The following is a 19005-nucleotide window of genomic DNA, read 5'->3' as shown; positions in this document are numbered from 1 at the left end:
GTTTGGCTGCTGGCATGACCGCATTCAGTGAGGCCGAGCGGATGTACCTGAAGTCCCAGCGGCTGGGCCGGCTGGCCACCGTCGATCAGCACGGCCAGCCGCAGGCGAACCCCGTCGGCTTCCACCCGCAGGACGACGGGACGATCCTCATCGGCGGCTACGCGATGGGGGCCACCAAGAAGTGGCGCAATCTCCAGAAGAACCCGAAGGTCGCCCTGGTGGTGGACGACGTCGTCAGCGTCCGTCCGTGGAAGGTGCGCGGGGTGGACATCCGCGGGGACGCCGAACTCCTCACCGGCCCCCATACGCTGGGTCCGCACTTCAGTGAGGAGCTGATCCGCATCCTCCCCCGGCGGATCCACAGCTGGGGACTGGAACCGGAGGAGTAGCACGGGACCGGACGGGCGGGGGGCACGGGACCGGCGGATCCCTCAGCGGCCTTCCAGGGCCAGGAGCCGGATCTTGCGTTCCGGTCCGCCCGCGTAGCCGGTGAGGGATCCGTCGGCGCCGATCACGCGGTGGCACGGGCGGACGATCAGCAGCGGATTGGCGCCGAGCGCCCCGCCGACGGCCCGCACGGCGATGCGCGAGGCACCGATCCGGGCGGCGATCCCGCCGTACGTGGTGGTCGTCCCGTGGGGAACGGAGTCGAGGGCGTTCCAGACCCGCTCCCGGAACTCGGTGCCGCTCGTGCGCAACTCCAGCCGGAACTCCTTGAGTTCGCCGGCGAAGTAGGCGGCGAGCTGCCGTCCGGCCTCCGCGAAGGGTTCCGGTGCGCGCCGCCAGCCGGGCTCGACCGTGCGTCCGCCCTTCTGGCCGGGCACGGAGAGGGAGGTCAGCGCGCCGGACCCGTCGGCGGTCAGCAGGAGTTCGCCGACGGGGCTGTCGAGGGAGGTGTAGTACGTGGTCACGTCTTCTCGCCTTCCGGGCGGGCCGTTTCGAGGTGCCGCAGCGCGTAGGAGCGCCACGGCCGCCAGGCGTCGGGGACCGGCGCGCCGGGCGGAGCCGCGTCGGGGTCGCCGAGCGCACGGGTGCGGATGACGGTCACGACGCGTGCGTCCAGGCCGGGCAGGGCGAGCAGCGCGGCCTGCGTCGCCTCGCGGTCGGCCCCCGGGTCCAGCCGCAGGCTCCCGTCGGCGAGGGCGGTGGCGAGGGCGCCCGGTGGGCCGCCGCAGTCCGCGAGCGCGGCCGGCCCGGGGAAGAGGTGCGTGAGCGTCCCGCAGGGCGGGTCCAGCGTTTTCCCGTACGCCCGCACGAGCCGCTCGGCCCGGTGCCGTCCGACGAGCGCGCGGACGGCCAGTTCCTCCGGGTCGGCCGCGCCGGGCGACCGCAGTCCCGGCCTGGCCGCCACCAGCGGGGCGAGCCGCGGGTCCGCGCCGAGCCGCTCGTCGACCGCGTAGGGGTCGGCGTCGAGGTCGAAGAGGCGGCGCAGCCGCTGCACGGCGGTGGTGAGGTCCCGCAGGTCGGTGAGGTGCAGCCGGGCGTCGAGCCAGCCGCCGCCGTGGCCGGACGCGCCCGCCGTCCGCTCCCCGACGGCGACGATCCCCGTCCCGTACGGCAGCCGCAGGGTACGGCGGTAGGTGCGGGCCCCGGAGTCGCCCGTCACCTCCTCGATCCCGGGCACGGCCTCGGCGGCCAGCAGGTCGAAGACGGCGGTCGCCTGGTACGGGCCGCGGTGCGCGAGGCGCAGCGGGATGCCCGCCGAGGGGGTGGCCGGGGGACGCGCCCCGCCCCGGTGCGCGGCGGTGCGCAGTCCCGTCGGTGTGGTCGCGTACACCGTGCGGACCGTGTCGTTGAACTGCCGCACGCTCGCGAAGCCGGCCGCGAACGCGATCTCCGTGACGGGCAGCCGGGTGGTCTGCAGCAGGATCCGTGCGGTGTGGGCGCGCTGGGCCCGGGCCAGGGCGACCGGTCCCGCACCGAGTTCGGCGGTGAGCTGCCGCTGCACCTGGCGTGCGCTGTAGCCGAGCCGGACGGCGAGTCCGGCGACGCCCTCGCGGTCCACGACCCCGTCGCCGATCATCCGCATGGCGCGTCCCACGACGTCGGCGCGCACGTTCCATTCGGCGGATCCGGGCGCCGCGTCCGGGCGGCATCTGCGGCACGCCCGGAAACCCGAGCCCTGGGCGGCGGCCGCGGTGGCGTAGTACCGCACGTTCTCCCGCTTCGGCGTCACCGCGGGACAGCTGGGCCGGCAGTAGATCCCCGTCGTCCGCACGGCGAAGAAGAACGCCCCGTCGAACCGGGCGTCCCGGCTGCGTACGGCTCCGTATCCGGTCTCCTCGTCGATCACCCCTCCAGTCTGCGCCGCCGCCGGCGGCCGGACCGGCGGGTTTCGGACACGGCGTCACCGCTGCTCCGTGCACGGCGTCACCGCTGCTCCGTACCGGGCTTCCGGCGCCCGCGGCCGTCCGTCCTCGGCCGCCGCGGGGGCGGGACCCGCCGGGCCCCGCCCCCGCGTACGGGGAGCCTCAGCGCCAGGTCCGGGTCCCCCGCTTGGCCTCCATGGCGGCCCGCCCCTCGGCACCGCGGCGCTTCCACTCCCTGCGCAGTTCGGAGCGGACGCGGGCGTCGGTCTTGGCCACGATCCGCTGGTTCTCGCGCAGGAGCTTGCGGTAGCTCTCCAACCGGCGCTCGGGGAGTTCGCCCGAGTCCAGCGCGGCCAGTACCGCGCAGCCCGGTTCGGCCCCGTGCGCGCAGTCCTGGAACCGGCACGAACGGGCGAACTCCTCGATCTCCGCGAACACCTGCCCGACCCCGCTGCCGGCGTCGAAGAGCCCGACGCCGCGGAGGCCGGGGGTGTCGATGAGGACGCCGCCGCCGGGCAGCACGAGGAGGTTCCGGGTCGTCGTCGTGTGGCGGCCCTTGCCGTCGACGTCGCGTGCCGCGTTGACGGCCATCACGTCCTGCCCGAGCAGCGCGTTCGCGAGCGTGGACTTGCCCGCTCCCGACTGCCCGAGCAGGACGGACGTCCCGCCCGACACGACGGCGCCGAGCACGTCGAGACCGGCTCCGTCCGTGGAGCTGACCGGCAGCACCTGCACGCCCGGCGCCGCGGTCTCCACGTCCTGCACGAGGTACGCCAGGCCCACCGGGTCCGGCACAAGGTCGGCCTTGGTCAGCACGACCAGCGGCTGCGCGCCGGACTCCCAGGCCAGGGCGAGGAACCGTTCGATCCGGGCGAGGTCGAGCTCCACCGCCAGGGACACCGCGACGATCGCGAAGTCCACGTTGGCGGCGAGGATCTGCCCCTCCGACCTCTTGGACGAGGTGGAGCGCACGAAGGCGGTACGGCGCGGCAGGTACGCCCGCACGTAGCGGGGGTCCCCGCCGGCGTCGACGACGGCCCAGTCCCCGGTGCAGATGACCCGCAGCGGGTCGTTCGGGGTCACGAACTCGGTGTCGACCCGGACGGGGCCGCCGGCGGTGAGCACGTCGCACTGTCCGCGGTCGACCCGCAGGACCCGCCCCGGCACGAGCCCGCGTGCGAGGTGGGGGGCGGCTTCAGCGGCCCACGCGTCGTCCCAGCCGTAGGGGGCGAGCGGATGGTCCTCGGAAGCGGCACCAGGAGAGGCAGACGGAAAGGAGGAGAGGGAGGAGAGGGAGGAGGGGAAGGACGGAAAGGACGGGAAAGACAAGGGGTGACCCTTCGAAGGGTGGCCCCGGCCGCGCGCACTCGGGCGCGGAGAAGAAGGTCGTCAGCCGGTGACCACGGAGGTGGATTCGATGAACTTCCGGATGCGGGCAGCGCCCAGCGCCATGACAGCCATCGTTCACACCTCCTGTTGCTCGTCACCGAACCGGCCGCGGGGCCGGTGGGCCTCCGCGTGAAGCAGCACTCACGATAGGGGGGCGTCCTCGCGGGCGCCACCGGTTTTCCTCCGCGGGCGAACGGGATGCCGGGGGCGGCGCGCCGGTGCTGCCCCGGGGCCCCGAGGCCCCGGCAGGCGCCGGGCGACCCTGCCTTCGCCGATCCGGACGGCTCAGCCGGAATGCGTGCAGGGCCGGCCGTTCAGGGTGAAGTGGACCGGTGGCGAGTTGCCGCCGTGCCGTGAGCCGAGGAAGCCCACCGCGAGGGAGCCGCCCGCGGCGACGGACTTGTTGTAGTCGGCGGCGCGCGCGGTCACGCGCGCGCCGTCCTGGTCGACCTCTCCGTCCCACATCTGGGTCACCTGCTGGCCGTCACGGAAGGTCCAGCCGACGCGCCAGGTGTCCAGGGCGTGGTCGGACGTGACGGTGACGGTCGCCTGGAAGCCGTCGGGCCACTCGCTGACCACGTCGTACTCGGCGTGGCAGACGGCGGGTCCGCCGGAGTCGGCGCCGGGGGTTCCGGGGACGTCCCGCTCGACCGCGGACGAGGAGTCCCCCTGGACCGCCTTCTCCGACCCCGGACCCGTACCCGTGCCCGTGCCCCTGCCGGTGGCCGTGCCCGTGCCGGACCCCGGGGTGCGGGGCGCCGCGGTGGACGACGTCGACTCGCCCACCGAACCCGCCCCGGAACCCGAGGGCAGCGCGTCGAACGAGGGCACCGACTCCCCCGCGGGCTGCCGTCCCGACTCCGCCACCGTGCCGGAGCCGTCGTCCGAGCCGAACGGCACCAGCGTGACGGCGAGGGCCAGCAGCGACACCCCGGCGGCCGCGGCCAGCAGTCCGGCGCGGCCGATCCGGGCCCGGCCGCCTCCCTCCCCCACCCAGCCGGCCGGTTCGTCCTGGTCGGTGGCGGCGCTGCGGCTGAGCCCGGACTCGACGGCCCGGCGCCGGCGCTCCAGGTAGGCGAGCCCGCCCCAGCCGATCACCCCGCCCGCGAGCGCGGCGGGCAGCCCGCCGCCGGAGTGCTTGAGGCAGGCGGCGGCCTCCGCGCACTCGACACAGCGCGCGAGGTGCCGCGACAGGTCGTCCGGCACGTCGGCGGCGGGCGAACGGGTGACCGCGTCGAGCAGTCGCGCGTAGCTGCGGCACTCCCCGGCGAGCGGGGTGTCGAGGCGGTTGCGGTGGCAGCGGTCGCGGAACACCCCGCGCACCTGCTGGAGTTCCTCGGCGACGCCCGCCGGATCGAGCCCGAGCCGTCGGGCCACGGCGGCCGCCGGCAGGGCCTCGACCTCGGCCAGCCAGAGCAGCGCCGCGTCCGGTTCCTGCATGTCGCGCAGTCCGCGCAGGGCCAGCGGCCGGTGCAGGGGCGGCCCCGAGAAGCGCTCGGCCTTCTCCGAGTTGAGCCACAGCCGCAGGTCGGGGTCGAGGCGGGCGCCCTGGCCCCGGGACTCCCAGGCTGCGGCCGTCTGCCGTACGGCGGTCAGGAGGAGCGGTATGCGGGGCAGCCGGGGCGTGCGCGCCCGGCGTCCGAAGGTCCTGCCGCCGGTGTCGGCCTCCGCGGCACGCGCTTCGCGTATGCCGCGGGAGAACGCCTCGGAGGCCAGTGGGCGGGCGTCGGCGGAGCCGCCGGTGCAGAGGTCGGCGTAGGAGAGGACCGCGTCCCAGCACTCCGAGAACAGTGCGGCCTCGGCGGCATCCTGGGGGGTCGGCAGGTCTGGCATGGGCGGGAGCTTCACCTGCATCCACAAGGGGGGTCAACTCACCTTTTGAATACGGGAGTTGCGGGGGATGTCTCACGACCCGGCGAGCTTTTCACGACCCCCGCACAACTGACAAGCGGCACCGCCGAATCCGGTTGCCGCCCGCCATGTGCCCCACCGGCCCCTCAGCTCACGGAGATCTTCCCCGCCTCCTCGTTCGCCGGCAGGCTGTCCATGAAGGAGCTCACCGAGAACACCGCGTTCCCCGGTCCGGGCGGGCCGTATCCGGGCGGCGAGGAGAGCCCGAAGTCCTCCATCGTCGAGCGGTATGCCTCCAGCAGCCGGATGTGGTACTCCAGCGGTGCGCCCTGCGGGTTGGCCTTGCCCAGCGGGGTCGTCGGCTCCGGGCACCAGGTGGTGAAGCGGGGCGTGATGCCGTGCGACATGAAGAACCGCAGCCCCTCCGTGGTGGACGCGATGGCCTCGTCGACCGTGGTGAACCCGAAGGGCTCGGCCATCTCGACACCCGCGACGAAGTTGGGTATGACGTTGCGCGCGCCGAAGACCTCCGCGGAGTCCAGGATGCGCTTGTGCCACTCGTCGCGGCCGACGTAGCGCTCCTTGCCGGGGCAGTACATCTTGAACAGGTACTCGTCCCACACCTCGTAGTTGGGGTGGTAGATCTGCACGCCGTAGTCCTTGAAGCGCTGCACGTCGTCGCGGGGCAGCGCCTGGGCGACGACCTTGCCGATCCACCGGCCCGGGAAGTGCTCCTCGATGGCCTTGGCGTACATCCCGTAGAAGTCGGCCTCGTCGCGGCCCTGCAGCCTGGAGGTGATCGCGCCGCCGGTCAGCGTGTAGGCGGTGGACGCCTTCGCCGTGTCGTAGCGGTCGATGATCTCCAGCGCCTCCAGGACCTCGTCGACGTCCTTCACCCCCGTGTAGGGGCGGCCGGCCGCCTTGTGCTGGCGCCAGTTGTGGTTGATGTCGCAGTACTGGCACTCCTCCTTGGCGCCGAAGTACTGGCAGACCCGGAAGACCGTGAGGTAGACGAGGTAGCCCCACTGGATGGTCGGGGCCACCTCCATGACGGACTTCCCGTTGGAGAGCTTGTGCCGGTAGTACTCCGGCATCGGCGGCACCCCGACGTCCGAGATGCGCTTCCCGTCCAGGTACAGCCCGAGCAGGCCGTCCGGGCCCGCGGCGACCCGGTAGGGCGAGGACGGGTTGACGCGTACGGACACGACGGTGCGCCGCAGGTCGTACGGGCCGCCGGTGAGGATGATCTCCTCGGGCGGCCGGCGCAGGGCGGCCTCGCCCAGCTCGGGCAGGGTCCCGTGGTCGAAGGAGAAGATGAAGTACGACTTCGGCTTGACGTCGCCGCCCTCGTTGTCGCTGAGCGCGGAGTCGTCGAAGGCCACGCCCCCGCGGAGGAGGTCCTCCTTGAGGACGGCCTCCCGCGGTACGTGCGGGAACCTTTCCATCAGATCCTCGACCAGCGCGGTTCGGCTGCCCATCCCGTCCTCCTCGCTCCCGGCGACCATGTTCGACTCCTCACGGTATGCCCCGCCTCCCGGACGGTCCGTGCCGGGTCCCCCGACCAGCGGACGGGACAATAAAAATGCTGGTCAGAGACGTGGGACCGGCTGATCGACCGCCACGGTCACGACGGGGGCGCGGGTACCGCCGCCGACGGGCGGCGGGACGGCAGGACGGCAGGACGGCGGGACGGCAGGAACGGGAAGGGGAAGGGGGAACAGGGAAGGGGGGAGGGGAACGAGAGAGTGGACGGGGCCGGTGTCACGCGGTGCGCTCCAGTACGGCGGGGTCGACCGCGTGGGCCGGCCGCAGTCCGGCGGCCAGCCGTTCGGCCTCCTCGGTCACGGCCAGGCCCAGGCGGGCCACCTCGTTGCCCTGCGAGCCCGCGAGGTGGGGGGTGAGGAACACGTTCGGCAGGTCGAAGAACGGCGAGTCGGCGGGCAGCGGTTCGGGGTCGGTGACGTCGAGGACCGCCGAGAGCCGGCCCGCGCGCAGCTCGTCGATCAGGGCGTCGTGGTCGAGGAGGGCGCCGCGCGCGGTGTTGACGAGCACGGACCCCGTGGGCATCAGCGCGAGTTCGCGGCGGCCGAGGAGGTGGTGGGTCTCGGGGATCTGCGGGGCGTGCACGGTGACGATGTCGCTGGTGCGCAGCAGGTCGTCGAGCGGCAGCAGGGTGACGCCGAGGGCCGCGGCCTCCGCCTCCCCGACGTACGGGTCCGCCAGGCCCACCCTCAGGTCGAAGGGGCGCAGCAGGTCGATGAGCCGTCTGCCGACGCGGGAGGCGCCGACGACGCCCACACGGCGGCCGAAGTTGCCGATGCCCGGCACGATCGCGCCGTGCGGGAACGCGCGCCGGTCGCGGAAGCGGTCGCGGTGGGCGAGGACGTCCTTGCCGGCGAGCAGGATCATCGCGAGCGTGTACTCGGCGACGGGCAGCGCGTTGGCCCCGGCCGCGGAGGAGACGAGGAGGCCGCGTTCCCAGACGGCCGGCGAGACCAGGTTCTTGACCGAGCCCGCCGCGTGCAGCACGGCCCGCAGCCTCGGGGCCGCGTCGAGCACCGTCCCGTCGATACGGGGACAGCCCCAGCCGGTGATCAGGATCTCGGCGCGGGCGAGCGCGTGCCGCACGCCGGGTTCGGTGAAGTCCTCGACCACGAGGGCGGGATCGATCTCCACCGCGTTGCCGAGACGGGTCAGTACGTCCGGGGGGAAGACCTGGGGCACGTTCTGGGCCGTCATGGCGAAGACGGCGACGGGGCGCTCGGGCAAGACGGTGCCTTCCGGCTCGGTGGCGCTCCTCTGTGGCGACCGGTCTCCACGGTAGGTCTCGCGAAGTGGCGGGGCAACGGAGACCGTCCCGCGCCCCTGGGGCGGAACGGGGGGAGGTAGGTTCCAGGAGTGGCCGTCTTTCCCGGCCACGGGAACCTCCGGGAAGGACGAGGGATGGCCGAGGGCCTGACGAACTGGGCGGGGAACGTCACGTACTCCGCCAAGGAGCTGCAGCGGCCGGACTCCGTCGGCGCGCTGCGGTCGCTGGTCGCGCGCAGCGGGCGCGTACGGGTGCTCGGCAGCGGGCACTCCTTCAACCTGATCGCCGATCCGGGCAGCGGGGGCGTGCTGCTGTCGCTGACCGCGCTGCCGCCGTCCGTGGAGGTGGACACGGCGGCCCGTACGGTCCGGGTGGCGGGCGGGGTCCGGTACGCGGAGCTGGCGCGGGCGGTGCACGCGCAGGGGCTCGCGCTGCCCAACATGGCCTCGCTGCCGCACATCTCGGTGGCGGGCTCGGTGGCGACCGGTACCCATGGCTCCGGCAACACGAACGGTTCGCTGGCGTCCCCCGTACGGGAGGTCGAGCTGGTCCTCGCCGACGGGTCGGCCCTGACCGTCGGCCGCGACGACCCCCGCTTCGACGGGACCGTGACCTCGCTGGGCGCGCTCGGTGTGGTCACCGCGCTCACCCTCGACCTGGAGCCGGCCTTCGAGGTCGCCCAGCACGTGTTCGGGCGGCTCCCCTTCGCCGGCCTGGACTTCGGGAAGGTGTCCGCGTCGGCCTACAGCGTGAGCCTGTTCACCGACTGGCGGCAGTCCGGGTTCGTGCACGCGTGGGTCAAGCGGCGCACCGACGCGCCGTGGGACGGGTTCCCGTGGGCCGAGCCGGCGGCGGAAGCGATGCATCCGGTGCCGGGGATGCCCGCCGTGAACTGCACGCAGCAGTTCGGGGTGCCGGGGCCCTGGCACGAGCGGCTGCCGCACTTCCGGCCCGAGTTCACACCGAGCAGCGGGTCCGAGATCCAGTCGGAGTACCTGCTTCCGCGGCCGTACGCCGTCGACGCGCTGGAGGCGCTCGACCGCATACGTGACGTGATGGCGCCGGTGCTGCAGATCTGCGAGGTGCGCACGGTCGCCGCCGACCGGCAGTGGCTGAGCCCGGCGTACGGGCGGGACACCGTCGCGTTCCACTTCACGTGGGTGGACGACGCGGCGGCCGTGCTGCCCGTGGTGCGGCGGATGGAGGAGGCGCTGGCGCCGTTCGACGCGCGACCGCACTGGGGAAAGGTTTTTTCCGTGGCGGCGCCGGTCCTGCGGGAACGGTACCCGCGGCTGGCGGAGTTCGCGGCGCTCGCCGCGGAACTCGATCCGGCGGGCACGTTCCGCAACGCGTTCGTGGACGAGGTGCTGGGGTAGGCGGGGCGGTTCCGGCCGGGCGGGCTGACGGGCCGGTGGCCGGGCTGGCGGACGCCGGCGGCCGGGCGGGCCGACGGCGCCGGGGCTTCGTCCAGCCCTTTCGGCAAGGGGTTGTCGAAAGGAAGGCGCGGTCATAGCCTTGCGCCGCGTCGGGGACGGCGGGGTGGGGCTCGGGCCGGGCTAGCGCTAGGGGGCACGTTCTCGTGAAGCGCACGTCACGCGACATCCGCACCGCCAACCGCTACGGGGTGCTGCGCCAGATCATCGCCCGCTCGCCCGTCTCCCGGCAGGAGCTGGCCGCCGCGACCGGGCTGAGTCTCGCCACGGTCGCCACGCTCGTCGGTGAGCTGCTCGACCTCGGGATGCTCACCGAGGTCGGCTTCGAGGACTCCGCCGGGGGCCGCCCGCGGGGACTGGTGGGCGTCAACGCGTCCGGGGGCGCCCTCATCGGCGTCGACATCGCGGAGACGTACGTACGCGTCGAGCTGTTCGATCTCGCGCTGCGCGTGCTCGCCCGCGCCGGTGAGGACCTGCGCCCCGGCGGGAGCCGCCCGGAGCAGGTCGTCGGGCACGTCGTCTCCGCCGTCGGCTCGGTCGTCACGCAGGCCGGGGCCGGGGGCGCGCGCGTTCTGGGCGTCGGCGTCAGCGTGCCGGGGCAGGTGGACCGGGAGGCCGGTGTCTCGGAGTACGCGCCGAACTGGGACTGGCACGACGTGCCGCTCCTCGCCCTGCTCGCCGAGCACCTCGCGTACCCGCTGTACCTGGACAACCCGCTGCGCGCCTGCGCGGTCGCCGAGCTGTGGTTCGGGGCCGCGCGCGGACGCGGGGACGCCGTGGTCGTCAACCTCGGTACGGGGGTCGGCGCCGGTCTCCTCCTCGGCGGCGCCCTGCACCGGGGGGTCGGCAACAGCGCCGGCGAGTGGGGCCACACCACGCTCGTCCTGGACGGGCGGCCGTGCCACTGCGGCAACCACGGCTGCGTGGAGACGTACGTCGGGGCGCCCGGCATCATGCTGAACCTGCGGGAGGCGAGTCCCGGCAGCGCCCTGCTGCACCCCGAGGACCAGACGGCGACGATCGACGCCCTCGCGCGGGCGGTCGCCGCGCGGGACCCGGTGGCCACCGCGGTCCTCCGGGACACCGCGCGCTATCTCGGCGCCGCCGTCGCGGACCTGGTGAACCTGCTCAACCCGGAGGTGGTCGTGCTCAGCAGCTGGGTCGCGGCCGCGCTGGGCGAGCCGCTGCTGCACGAGGTGCGCGAGGCGGTGGCCCGGTACGCGCTGAAACGGCCGCTGGCCGGCACCGAGATCGTCCTCTCCCCCATTCCCACGGACCCGGTCTGCCTGGGCGCGGCGACGTTCGCGCTCGAAGGGGCCCTCGCCCCGGCGGGCCCCAGGCCCGCCGACGGCACGGCGGGCGGCACGGCGGGCGGCTGGTTCGTACGCGCTTCGTCCAACCCCTTGCCGAAGCGTTAGCCGAAGGTTAACGTCCCGCACCGCACAGGAATCCGCGCGCACAGCGCCGTCCCACGTACAGCGCCGTCCCACGTACAGCGTCATCGCACGCACTGCGCCCACTCACGTACAGCGCCTCCGCACGTACAGCGCCTGCGTACACACTGCGCATCCGCACGCACCTCGCGTCCCCCGCACCTCGCGTCCCTCCTGCATCTCGCCACCCCACGCCTCTCGCCGCCCCGCACACGGCGGCAGTGCGCCGCAGCCACACTCGAGACAAGGACGTCAGAATGCCGGCACCGAGCAGCAGCACCTGGGATCGTCGTTCCGTACTGCGGGCCGCCGCGGGCCTCGCCGCCCTCGGCCCGCTGGCCGCCTGCGGCGGCGACACCGGCCGCGAGGGCGGCGGCGGTTCCGGCAAGAGCCTCGTGCAGTACTTCCACGCGTACGGCGAGGCCGGTACGCAGGAGGCGATCAAGCGCTACGCCAAGGCATACGACGAGGCCCGGGTGACCACCCAGTGGATCACCGGCACCAACTTCGAGAGCAAGCTGTTCTCGGCGCTGCTCACCGACGACGCCCCGGACGTCTTCGAGTTCCACCCGCAGCTCCAGCTGATCAGGAGCGGTCAGGTGGCGCCGCTGGACGACATCATCGACCCCGTGAAGGCCGACTTCAATCCGGCGGACATCGCGTCGCACACCGTGGACGGCAAGGTCTACGGCGTCCGCATGATCGACGACCCGCAGTTCTTCTACTACCGCAAGTCCTTGCTGGAGAAGGCGGGTCTGGGCGTCCCCCGGAGCCTCGACGAGCTGGCCGAGGCCGCCGCCGCGCTCACCACGGACAAGGTCAAGGGACTGTTCATCGGCAACAGCATGGTGTCGACGAACCACGCCCTGGTCTGGGCGGCCGGCGCCGACCAGCTCGACGACCGCAACCGGATCGCGTACCACACCGACGACGTGGCGGCCGCGCTGAAGGTGTACCGCAGGATGTTCACGAGCGGCCATCTGCTCCTGGACGCGCCCGCCGACTACTGGGACCCCTCGGCCCTCGTCCAGGGACTCACCGCGATCCAGTGGTGCGGCATGTGGGCCATGCCCGTGATGCAGAAAGCACTCGGCGACGACCTCGGCATCTTCCCCTTCCCCCCGGCGGCACCCGGCGCGAAGCCCGCCGTCTACAACGGCGGCTGGTCGATGTTCGTCAACGCCAAGGGAGAGGACGTCGACCTGGCCAAGGACTACGTCAAGTGGCTGTGGATCGACCAGAAGGAGTACCAGGAGGACTGGGCGCTCGGTTACGGCTTCCACATCCCGCCGCGCACCTCGATCGCCGAGTCGGCCACCGAGCTCAAGTCGGGCCTGCCCGCCGAGGCCGTCAAGCTCTTCACCGACTACGGCCGCTTCGACAACATCTCCTGGACCCAGGCGATGATCACGGCGTTCGAGGAGGTCGTGGCCAACGCGGTCCGCAAGGGGACGGACCCGGAGAAGGCCCTGGACGCCGCGGACGAGAAGGTCGGCCGCGAACTCGAGAAGCTCTTCGCCTAGGCCGGCGGACGGACAGGCAGCGGCATGTCGACCACCACGACGCGTGACGCCACCCGCCCCGTCCCGGCCGAGGCCCCCGCGGCCGGGCCCCGCGGGGGCGTGCGGGGCAGCACGCTCAGCTTCTGGCTCTTCACCGGACCGTTCCTCGCCGGTCTGGTGGTCTTCGTCTACGTCCCCATCGGGTGGAGCGCCTATCTGAGCTTCTTCGAGGCGCGCTACACGGTGACCCCCGACAAGTTCATCGGCTTCGACAACTACGCGCTGATGCTGACGAACGGCGACTTCACCGGCTCGCTCGTCACCTTCACCGTCTTCGCCGCGATCATCGTGCCGGTCACCTGGGCGCTGTCGCTGGGTCTCGCGCTGATGGTGCACCGGCTGCGCTTCATGAAGGCGTTCTTCCGGTCGGTCTTCTTCCTGCCGACGGCGTGCAGCTTCGTCGCCGCCTCGCTGATCTGGAAGATGTCCATCTTCAGCGGCGTCCGCTTCGGCCTGATGAACACCGTCCTCGGCTGGTTCGGGGTCGAGAACACCGCCTGGCTGGCCGACCCGGACCCGCCCTGGTACTGGCTGGTCATCGTGACCGTCCGGCTGTGGCTCCAGGCCGGCTTCTACATGATCCTGTTCCTGGCGGCCCTGCAGAACATCCCACCGGTGCTCTACGAGGCCGCCGCGATCGACGGTGCCCGGCCGGGCTGGCAGACCTTCCGGCACATCACCCTGCCCCAGCTGCGGGCCACGTCGACCGCCGTGGTGCTGCTCCTGCTGGTGGCCGCGTACCAGGCGTTCGACGAGTTCTTCAACCTGCTGGCCAAGTCGACCTGGGGGCGCCCGCCCCTCGTGGAGCTCTACTACACGGCGCTGGGCGACGACCAGGACTACGGCGCCGGCAGCGCGGGCGCCGTCATCCTGACCCTGCTGATCTGCATGGTGACCCTGCTCCAGGGCCGGTTCCTCGGCTTCGGCAGGGGGGACGACTCCCGATGACGACCGTGCACCCGCCTTCACCCTCGCCTCCGCCCTCGCCTCCTCCTTCGTCCCCGCCACCGTCCCCGTCCCCGTCCCGCGTCCGGCGCGGTGTGCTCGGCTCCGCCGGCCTCCACTTCGCGACCGGCGTCTGCGCGCTGCTCTTCCTCGTCCCCTTCTACCTCATCGTCCGCAACGCCCTGTCCACGGACGCGGAGATCACCGGCGAGGACTGGCAGTGGTTCCCCGCCGACGTCCGGTGGGACAACCTCACCGAGCTGTTCGACGACACGACCGTGCCGTTCGGGCGGTCCCTGTGGAACTCGGCGGTGGTCGGGGTCCTGCACACCGTCGGCACGCTGCTGGTCTGCTCGCTCGCGGGCTACGGCCTGGCCCGTATCCCGTACCGGCACGCGGACAGGATCTTCTACGCGGTCCTGGTGACCCTGATGGTGCCGGCCGCCGTCACCTTCGTACCGAGCTTCGTGCTGGTCTCGTCGCTCGGCTGGGTGTCGAGTCTGCAAGGGCTCGTCGTTCCGGGGCTCTTCAGTGGTTTCACCTGCTTCCTGTTCCGGCAGTACTTCCTGGGGTTCCCCAGGGAGCTGGAGGAGGCGGCGCGCGTGGACGGGCTCGGGTACTGGGGCGCGTACTGGCGCATCGTCGTGCCCAACTCGCTGAACTTCTTCGCCGCGATCGCCACCATCACCTTCATCAGCGGCTGGAACGCCTTCCTGTGGCCCCTGGTCATCGGCCAGGACCAGGAGGCGTGGACCGTGCAGGTCGCGCTCTCGTCGTACATGACGAACCAGACGGTCAACTTCCACCTGATCTTCATGGCCACCGCAGTGTCCATCCTGCCCCTGGTGCTCGTGTTCCTGTTCCTCCAGCGCTGGCTGGTGCAGGGGGTCGCGCAGACCGGTATCAAGGGCTGACCGAGGAGAACGATGTCTGTCCGCACCACCTCGCCCATGTCCCCTTCCACCCCGGCAGGGGCCACGTCCGTCCCGTACGTCGAGGACGTCTCGCCCGGGAGCGGCGTGCTGCCGCCCCGGGCCTGGTACGCGTCCTCCGACGCCGCCTCCCTCTCGCTGAACGGCACCTGGCGCTTCCGGCTGTCGGCGACGGCGGACGCCGAGGACGACTCCTTCGCCGGGCACGGGTACGACTGCGGGGACTGGGCGGAGGTGACGGTGCCCGGTCACTGGGTCCTCCAGGGCGGCGGGGCCTTCGGCGCCCCGGCCTACACCAACCACCGCTATCCCTTCCCGGTGGACCCGCCACGGGTGCCGACGGAGAACCCGACCGGTGACCACCTGCGGTTCTTCGACCTGCCGGACGACTGGCCGCGACGTGCCGCCGGGGAGGAGGGCGGGGAAGCCGGCGCGGTCCTGCGTTTCGACGGGGTCGAGTCCTGTGCCCGGGTGTGGCTGAACGGGACGGAACTGGGTGGGTTCAAGGGGTCCCGGCTGCCGCACGAGTTCGCGGTCGGGCACCTGCTGGAGCCCACCGGGAACGTACTGGCCGTGCGGGTCCACCAGTGGTCGGCGGGCTCGTACCTGGAGGACCAGGACCAGTGGTGGCTGCCCGGCATCTTCCGGGACGTGACGCTGCTGCACCGGCCGGCGGGCAGTGCGCGCGATTTCTTCGTGCACGCCTCGTACGACCACCGCGAGGGCACCGGCACGCTGCGCGTCGACTCCGGCGCCGGCGGCCGGGTCGTCGTACCGGACCTGGACATCGATACCGGGACCGGGCGGGCCGTCACCGTGCCGGTGCGGCCGTGGACCGCCGAGACGCCCCATCTGTACGACGCCGTGCTGGTCACGGGCGGGGAGCGGGTCCCGCTGCGGATCGGTTTCCGTACGGTCGCGCTGGAGGACGGGCTGATCCAGGTCAACGGCCGGCCGGTGCTCTTCAAGGGCGTCAACCGGCACGAGTGGCACCCTGAGCGCGGCCGTGCCCTGGACCTGGAGACCATGCGCGAGGACGTGCTGCTGATGAAGCGGCACAACGTGAACGCGGTGCGCACCTCGCACTACCCGCCGCACCCGGCCTTCCTCGACCTGTGCGACGAGTACGGGCTCTGGGTCGTCGACGAGTGCGACCTGGAGACCCACGGTTTCACCGAGCAGGGCTGGCGCGACAACCCGGTGGACGACGACCGCTGGACCCCGGCGCTCCTCGACCGGGCGGCCCGGATGGTCGAGCGCGACAAGAACCACCCCTGCGTCGTCGTCTGGTCGCTGGGCAACGAGGCCGGCACCGGGCGCGGCCTCACCGCCATGGCCGAGTGGATCCGCGGCCGGGACGGATCACGGCTGATCCACTACGAGGGCGACCACGACTGCCGCGACACGGACGTCTACTCGCGGATGTACGCGGACCACGCCGAGGTCGAGCGGATCGGCCGGGGCCTGGACGGCGGTCCGCTCAAGCGGCGCGCACTCCCCTTCATCCAGTGCGAGTACGCGCACGCCATGGGCAACGGACCGGGCGGGCTCGCCGACTACCAGCGGATCTTCGAGGCGCACGACCGGATCCAGGGCGGTTTCGTCTGGGAGTGGATCGATCACGGCATCAGGGACGAGCGGTACGGCTTCGCGTACGGCGGCGACTTCGGGGAGGAGCTGCACGACGGGAACTTCGTCTGCGACGGGCTGCTCTTCCCGGACCGCAGGCCCTCGCCGGGGCTGATCGAGTACAAGAAGGTCGTCGAGCCGGTCCGCATGGAGGGCGGCGGTGACGGCGGCGGCGGGGGCGGCGGTACGGTCCGGGTCACCAACGGGTACGACTTCGCGGACCTGTCGGCCCTGGACTTCACCTGGTCGTACGAGGTCGACGGCGAGGCGGTCGGGTCGGGCCCCCTGAAGGTGCCCGCGCTCGGACCGGGCGAGTCCGCCGAGGTCGGCCTTCCGGAGCCGCCGGCGGACGTGCGGGACGCCGAGAGCCGGTGGACGGTCCGGGCGGTGCTCGCCGGGGACACGGCCTGGGGACCGAAGGGGCATGTGGTGGCGTGGGTCCAGCTTCCGGTCGCGGAGCGGCCGCCCGTCGGCTTCACCACCGGTGAACGCCCCGTCCCCGACGGACAGGGCGGCATCACGCTCGGCCCGGCCGTCTTCGCCGCCGGGACGGGCGAGCTGGCGCGTGTCCACGGGATCGACGTCATCGGCCCGAAGCTGGACGTGTGGCGGGCGCCGACCGACAACGACGAGGGCGCGTCCTGGCAGCCGGACATCCGCCACGGCCCGCTCTGGCGCAGGCTGGGCCTGCACCGGATGCGGCACCGCCTCGACGCGGTGGAGCCGGGCGGGGACGCCCTGACGGTACGGACCCGGGTGGCGCCGGCCGGGGCGGAGGCGGGCCTGCGCACGGTCTACCGGTGGACGTCCGACGGGACACGGCTGGGGCTGACCGTGTCCGTGACGCCCGAGGGCGACTGGGGCGGCCTGCCACTGCCCCGGCTGGGCATCCGCCTCGGGCTGACCACCGCGGTCCGGGTGAGGTGGCACGGCGGCGGTCCCGGCGAGGCGTACCCGGACACCTGTTCCGCGGCGCTGCTGGGGCGCTGGGAGTCCACGGTGGAGGAGCTGCAGACGCCGTACGTGCGCCCGCAGGAGAACGGCGCCCGCGCCCGGGTCCGCTGGGCGGAGTTCGACCAGGGGGCGGGCCTCCCGGCCCTGCGCGTCGAGGGGGAGCCGGAGTTCTGGTTCACGGCCCGCCGCTGGACGAGCGAACAGCTGGACGCGGCGGACCACCTGACGGACCTGGTGCCCGGTGACACGGTGTGGGTGAACCTCGACCACGGGCAGCAGGGCATCGGCTCCCAGTCCTGCGGCCCGGGCGCGCTGCCGCGGTACCAACTGCGCGCCGAACCGGCCGAGTTCTCCTTCGTGTTCTCGGAAGCCGGCGGCTGAGGCGGTCCGGACCGAGGCGACCCGGGTCGCGTAGAGTGCGGCGCCGTGTCCGTCCTCTCACCTCGACGCGCCCTGTGGAGCGACCGGCAGTTCCTGCTGCTCGCCTCGGCCCGGACCGTCTCCGTCCTCGGCAACGGCTTCGCCCGGGTGGCCCTCGGGTTCGCCGTGCTGGCCCTGCCCGGGGCGACCCCGGGGCGGCTGTCCCTGGTGCTGGCCTGCCAGGCGCTGCCGCAGCTGGTGTTCGTCCTGCTGGGCGGGGTGATCGCGGACCGGATGTCCCGGGCCCGGCTGATGGTGGTCGCCGACGCCGTCGGCGCGGCCGCCTACGCCGGACTCGCCGTCCTGGTGCTGTCCGCTCACGCGCCGCTGGTCGCGCTGTGCGCTCTGGCGGTGGTGGCGGGGACCGCGACGGCGCTGTTCGCGCCGGCGATGGACGGGCTGGTGCCGCTGGTCGTCCCGGCGGACCGGCTCCAGCAGGCCAACGGCCTGCTGCGGGTCGGCACCAACACCTCCCTCCTCCTCGGCCTCGCCCTGTCCGGCGTCGCCGTCGCGTGGCTCGGGGCGGGCTGGGCGCTGGCCCTCAACGCCGCGTCCTTCGTCGTGAGCGCGGTCCTCACCGCACGCCTGCGCGTGTCCGCGCCGCGGCGGGTCAAGGGCTCGTCCGGCTGGGAGGACCTGAGGGAGGGCTGGCGGGAGTTCGCCTCCCGGCAGTGGCTGTGGGCCGTCGTCGCGCACTCCGCCGTGGTGGTCGCGGGCCTCAACGCCACCGTCGGCGTCCTGGGCCCGCTGGCCGCCGAGGAGCAGTCGGGCGGTGCGCGGGCCTGGTCGCTCGTCGTGGCGGCCCAGGCGCTCGGCACCGTCGCCGGGGCGGGGCTGGCGGTACGGATACGGGTGCGGCGGCCCGTGCTGGTGGCGGTGCTGGCCACGTTCCCGGCCGCGCTGCCGATCGCCCTGCTCGCCGCAGCCGCCCCGGCCTGGGCGACGGCCCTGGCGATGTGCTGCTCGGGCGTCACCACGGCCGTCGGCGCGGTGCTGTGGTCCACCACGATGCAGCGGGAGATACCGGAGGAGGTCCTGTCCCGCGTCAGCTCGTACACCTGGTTCGGCGCGCTGGGCTTCGCCCCGCTGGGCCTGCTCGCGGCGGGGCCCGCCGCCGACGCGGTGGGCCTGCGGCGGGCGCTGGCGGGCTGTGCGGCCCTGGTCGCCCTGGCGGCGGCCGTGGCACTGCTGGCCCCGCAGGTCCGCCGCCTCCGCCTCACCACGGACCCGCCCGCACCGGAGCCGGCGGCGGAACGCGAAGCGGCCTGACCGCGCCGTGCTCCGCCACGACGGCGCCCACGCGTTCGCCACCGCCGGCCTGTGTCCCGGCCTGCGCTGA

Annotated in this window: 14 protein-coding genes; 8 read left to right on the top strand and 6 right to left on the bottom strand. The window is 73.2% G+C overall.

From position 1 onward, the window contains the following. Positions 1 to 14: 14 nt before the first annotated feature. Entirely contained in the window at positions 15 to 389 is a 375-nt protein-coding gene (locus KM933_RS11815) for a PPOX class F420-dependent oxidoreductase (RefSeq protein WP_221351057.1), read from the top strand. Between the two features lie 42 nt (positions 390 to 431). Here the strand turns inward: KM933_RS11815 and KM933_RS11810 are convergent, their stop codons facing one another. The 6 genes from KM933_RS11810 to KM933_RS11785 all read right to left on the bottom strand — a co-directional run bounded on the left by KM933_RS11810 (position 432) and on the right by KM933_RS11785 (position 8318). Then, the gene (locus KM933_RS11810) at positions 432 to 911 is read right to left on the bottom strand and encodes a methylated-DNA--[protein]-cysteine S-methyltransferase (RefSeq protein WP_221351056.1); all 480 of its coding nucleotides are present in this window, start codon (positions 909 to 911) and stop codon (positions 432 to 434) included. After that, entirely contained in the window at positions 908 to 2290 is a 1383-nt protein-coding gene (locus tag KM933_RS11805; protein WP_308013362.1) for a DNA-3-methyladenine glycosylase 2 family protein, read from the bottom strand. Before KM933_RS11805 ends, KM933_RS11810 begins: the two co-directional genes overlap by 4 nt. Positions 2291 to 2471: 181 nt before the next feature. Beyond that, the gene (gene rsgA, locus KM933_RS11800; RefSeq protein ID WP_221351052.1) at positions 2472 to 3638 is read right to left on the bottom strand and encodes a ribosome small subunit-dependent GTPase A; all 1167 of its coding nucleotides are present in this window, start codon (positions 3636 to 3638) and stop codon (positions 2472 to 2474) included. A gap of 345 nt (positions 3639 to 3983) precedes the next feature. Then, entirely contained in the window at positions 3984 to 5531 is a 1548-nt protein-coding gene (locus KM933_RS11795; RefSeq protein ID WP_221351050.1) for a cellulose-binding domain-containing protein, read from the bottom strand. A 164-nt stretch (positions 5532 to 5695) separates the two neighbouring features. After that, a complete protein-coding gene (locus KM933_RS11790; RefSeq protein ID WP_221351048.1) occupies positions 5696 to 7027 on the bottom strand; it encodes a radical SAM protein in 1332 nt (443 codons plus the stop codon). A 283-nt stretch (positions 7028 to 7310) separates the two neighbouring features. Further along, positions 7311 to 8318 (bottom strand): hydroxyacid dehydrogenase, encoded by a 1008-nt coding sequence (locus KM933_RS11785; RefSeq protein WP_221351046.1) that lies wholly within the window; start codon positions 8316 to 8318, stop codon positions 7311 to 7313. A 174-nt stretch (positions 8319 to 8492) separates the two neighbouring features. Between KM933_RS11785 and KM933_RS11780 the strand changes: the two genes are divergently transcribed. The 7 genes from KM933_RS11780 (at position 8493) to KM933_RS11750 (ending at position 18935) form a co-directional block, all read left to right on the top strand. Then, entirely contained in the window at positions 8493 to 9734 is a 1242-nt protein-coding gene (locus tag KM933_RS11780; protein WP_221351044.1) for an FAD-binding protein, read from the top strand. A gap of 203 nt (positions 9735 to 9937) precedes the next feature. Beyond that, positions 9938 to 11209, top strand: a complete 1272-nt coding sequence (locus KM933_RS11775) for an ROK family transcriptional regulator (protein ID WP_221351043.1) — start codon at positions 9938 to 9940, stop codon at positions 11207 to 11209. 272 nt (positions 11210 to 11481) lie between these two features. Continuing rightward, positions 11482 to 12747: an ABC transporter substrate-binding protein gene (locus tag KM933_RS11770; protein WP_221351041.1), complete on the top strand. Its 1266-nt coding sequence runs from the start codon at positions 11482 to 11484 to the stop codon at positions 12745 to 12747. Between the two features lie 24 nt (positions 12748 to 12771). Continuing rightward, positions 12772 to 13734 carry a carbohydrate ABC transporter permease gene (locus tag KM933_RS11765; RefSeq protein ID WP_221351040.1) on the top strand — a complete coding sequence of 321 codons (963 nt, stop codon included), beginning with the start codon at positions 12772 to 12774 and terminating at the stop codon, positions 13732 to 13734. A gap of 92 nt (positions 13735 to 13826) precedes the next feature. Continuing rightward, entirely contained in the window at positions 13827 to 14645 is an 819-nt protein-coding gene (locus KM933_RS11760; protein WP_221351039.1) for a carbohydrate ABC transporter permease, read from the top strand. Positions 14646 to 14657: 12 nt separating this feature from the next. Next, complete coding sequence (locus tag KM933_RS11755) at positions 14658 to 17627, top strand: glycoside hydrolase family 2 TIM barrel-domain containing protein (protein ID WP_221351038.1); 2970 nt, start codon at positions 14658 to 14660, stop codon at positions 17625 to 17627. 45 nt (positions 17628 to 17672) lie between these two features. After that, positions 17673 to 18935: an MFS transporter gene (locus KM933_RS11750; RefSeq protein ID WP_221351037.1), complete on the top strand. Its 1263-nt coding sequence runs from the start codon at positions 17673 to 17675 to the stop codon at positions 18933 to 18935. Positions 18936 to 19005: the final 70 nt, after the last annotated feature.

The sequence above is a fragment of the Streptomyces beigongshangae genome, assembly GCF_019710745.1.
Taxonomy (GTDB): domain Bacteria; phylum Actinomycetota; class Actinomycetes; order Streptomycetales; family Streptomycetaceae; genus Streptomyces; species Streptomyces beigongshangae.
The sequence above is the reverse complement of the archived record's forward strand: the minus strand, read 5'-3'. Positions and strand labels throughout refer to the sequence as shown.

Bases quoted from the DNA above. Each gene is read 5' to 3' on its own strand.
- KM933_RS11790 (WP_221351048.1), bottom strand. From the start codon at position 7,027: ATGGGCAGCCGAACCGCGCTGGTCGAGGATCTGATGGAAAGGTTCCCG.
- KM933_RS11795 (WP_221351050.1), bottom strand. From the start codon at position 5,531: ATGCCAGACCTGCCGACCCCCCAGGATGCCGCCGAGGCCGCACTGTTC.
- KM933_RS11755 (WP_221351038.1), top strand. From the start codon at position 14,658: ATGTCTGTCCGCACCACCTCGCCCATGTCCCCTTCCACCCCGGCAGGG.
- KM933_RS11815 (WP_221351057.1), top strand. From the start codon at position 15: ATGACCGCATTCAGTGAGGCCGAGCGGATGTACCTGAAGTCCCAGCGG.
- KM933_RS11780 (WP_221351044.1), top strand. From the start codon at position 8,493: ATGGCCGAGGGCCTGACGAACTGGGCGGGGAACGTCACGTACTCCGCC.
- KM933_RS11770 (WP_221351041.1), top strand. From the start codon at position 11,482: ATGCCGGCACCGAGCAGCAGCACCTGGGATCGTCGTTCCGTACTGCGG.
- KM933_RS11765 (WP_221351040.1), top strand. From the start codon at position 12,772: ATGTCGACCACCACGACGCGTGACGCCACCCGCCCCGTCCCGGCCGAG.